General features: G+C 40.9%; 5 protein-coding genes. All 5 read right to left on the reverse strand.

The features are described 5' to 3' along the window. Positions 1-145: 145 nt before the first annotated feature. On the reverse strand, positions 146-784 hold the full coding sequence (locus AACX68_RS06015) for a DUF4431 domain-containing protein (RefSeq protein WP_228860821.1): 639 nt from the start codon (positions 782-784) through the stop codon (positions 146-148). 167 nt (positions 785-951) lie between these two features. Continuing rightward, positions 952-1311 carry a hypothetical protein gene (locus AACX68_RS06020; protein ID WP_228860822.1) on the reverse strand — a complete coding sequence of 120 codons (360 nt, stop codon included), beginning with the start codon at positions 1309-1311 and terminating at the stop codon, positions 952-954. A 241-nt stretch (positions 1312-1552) separates the two neighbouring features. After that, positions 1553-1888: an NIPSNAP family protein gene (locus AACX68_RS06025; RefSeq protein ID WP_092520982.1), complete on the reverse strand. Its 336-nt coding sequence runs from the start codon at positions 1886-1888 to the stop codon at positions 1553-1555. Positions 1889-1966: 78 nt separating this feature from the next. Beyond that, entirely contained in the window at positions 1967-2155 is a 189-nt protein-coding gene (locus tag AACX68_RS06030) for a hypothetical protein (protein WP_228860823.1), read from the reverse strand. Between the two features lie 179 nt (positions 2156-2334). Further along, on the reverse strand, positions 2335-2521 hold a 187-nt coding region (locus AACX68_RS06035), incomplete at its 5' end, for a transposase (protein ID WP_370630337.1).

Consider the following 2521-nt stretch of genomic DNA (forward strand, 5'->3'; position numbering starts at 1 on the left):
ATTTTATCTTGGTCAGATTGGCGACGACGACATCAATACTATGCGCAACAATGTCACTACCGCTACCAGGCAAAGCGCCTGATGACGGAATCGTTACGACTGTAGTACTAGGCGGCTTGATTCACTTAAAAAATTAATACATTGTTCAAATAGACTCTATCTTCTCAACAAGACACATTACTGGAGTTTTATGATGTATCGTAACTGCATGGTATAAATTACATGTTACTGACACTTTCTTTCCTATTAGTTTTTCAAAGATATTCCATTGTTCTTTTTTAGTCATAGCCAATTGCATCACGGCAACACCATGCTCAAAAGGTTCTGTTTCATCGTAAACACCATCACTAGGTGAAACAGAAATAAGACGATCCAATCTTAATGACGGAAAGCCCTCAGATTCACTATTTAAAGTGCCTTTAAATTTTGCTGACGTATTGTAAAAATAAGTGCTGTTGGCTTTTTCACCTTCTTCTCTGGTAGCTGCAATTCGATGGTATATTTCAGATGATTGTCTGTACCAATCTTGAAGGCATTTGACCGTATCACAATTTTTCTCACGTAGCTTCCAGTTTTGCCTGACTAATGCTTTAAAACCGTCACTATTACCTGTAGCTATTTTTGCGTGAGTATAAGCGATAAGTAGGGCATCATCAGCCTGAGACAGGATAGGCGTGGCGCAAATCAGCTTCTCAGTCTTGCTTGTTGCCTTTGCGCAATCGAAACTGGCAGAACTAGCCACAGTTGATACCAGAAACAAGAAAGCAGCTATTTTCTTTAGCACTTGTCTCCCTCCGACAGAAAATTTCAATGTGAGTTACCATATTAATAATATAATAAAAGTAACATTTTTGAGCAAAAAACAATCAAATCAAGGTTGCTGCATGGAAGTTGTCACTTTTCCCCCAGGCTTTGACTGAAATCGTTGGCGTTCTCCCGTCTTATCATTAACTAAAATGACCTCCAACTTAAGTGGCGAATCACTAAAAGCATCTCGCACTGCTTTCGCCATGCCTTCTGCCATTTCAACCCCCAATTTTGTGGGTTCATAGTCTTTTTTACCGTACAAAGACGGTATTTTTTCTCAGGAGGCTGAGATTTCTGGGTTTGCACGTTTTTATCATTTACTCCATCTATTCCGTCAGTAATAGCATTATTAGAGCCATATTGAGCGCGCTGTTTCCTGAGTATTTGGGGATTTCGTAACCCCGACCAACGGGCATCATGAATAGCGGCATTAATCCCAGCTTGCATCTGCTCATCACTGTAGGGGTTTATATTATTATTTTCATGTTGAATCATCCCAACCATGACATTTTTCAATATATCAGGATTGTGTAAATCAAGAGGTTGATCAGGTGAATAACGACGAATATCGTCGGTAGTGAGTAGGTTCGTACGTTTAACGTTCTAAGCTGGGGGGATTGTGATGAATTTCGGCGAAACCTATTGAAGTGATTGTTCAGCCTGCCTACGTGGATAGGCTACCCAATAATTTTGGGTTGGCTGAACTCTGCTTTTTAGTATGGGTAAAGAGGGCTGTCTTCTGGTGCTACTCAATTCGTAAGGCATTGATAGCTGATGCAGGCATTTCAATAACCGTCTTTACACTCTTATCAATTCTCTCAATAATCCCTGTTCTGGGGCCGTTTATCCATGCGTCACTTTTATAAAATCTGGCCTGTACAGCCGACAGTTCGTTCATATCTTCGAATGCCCGGATAAGATAATAACAATCGGGGTTATGTAGCGAGTTGCCGAAACTCACCACATCAATTCCCTGTGAGCGATGCAATGGAACGCTGACGTTTACCATAATTTCATGAAACTGACTGCCGGTTCCTTTCTTTAACTCGTACTGGAGGATTTCGATGATCTTGTTGTCCATGTATTCGCCTTACGTATTGTTATTCTGAATGATGTGAGCATAACGAATAATACCGAAAATATGGCAGCCGTATAGCCATTAAGCAATTAAGGAAGCAGCCAACTGATAGCCCTGCCAGTAAGAAGCCTTTCCCGTCACCGTGATCACCTGACCTTTCTGTAACAGCATCACCGATAGCGCCATCTCATCAAAGCCCACGACTCGCAGCGGGTAATCACTGCGCTTATCGCTCTGTGCCTGTAGGGTAGCTTTGTTATCGACTTTCATAGCTAACCTCAAATGCTGATAATTTACACAGCTATGTTATTGCAATATATGCAACAAATAAAACTAATGATGCAATTTAAGCAATAACACAATTCGCTATAAATTAAGAGCAAACAGGAAGCGGCAAAGCCATGTGACACTGCCGTTTGGTCAGGGCGCGAGCATACTTTGATTGATATCTATCCAAAGAACACTTGTGCACGATAATCATCACTCCAGCCTGCTTTTTTGAGTTTATTTCTTTGGCTGGGAGCTCCACAGTCACATTGTTTTACCATATTCAATACGATGCGTCGGAATAACGCTAAATTTTCAATGGCTCCATCCAGAACAATACGTGAATAATCCTCTTTAAAAACCACATCA

It is taken from the genome of Xenorhabdus sp. PB61.4 (assembly GCF_963894935.1).
GTDB lineage: Bacteria > Pseudomonadota > Gammaproteobacteria > Enterobacterales > Enterobacteriaceae > Xenorhabdus > Xenorhabdus stockiae.

Excerpts from the sequence above, each read along its gene's own strand:
- AACX68_RS06020 (WP_228860822.1), bottom strand. The coding sequence starts at position 1,311 with ATGGTTGGGATGATTCAACATGAAAATAATAATATAAACCCCTACAGT.
- AACX68_RS06025 (WP_092520982.1), bottom strand. The coding sequence starts at position 1,888 with ATGGACAACAAGATCATCGAAATCCTCCAGTACGAGTTAAAGAAAGGA.
- AACX68_RS06030 (WP_228860823.1), bottom strand. The coding sequence starts at position 2,155 with ATGAAAGTCGATAACAAAGCTACCCTACAGGCACAGAGCGATAAGCGC.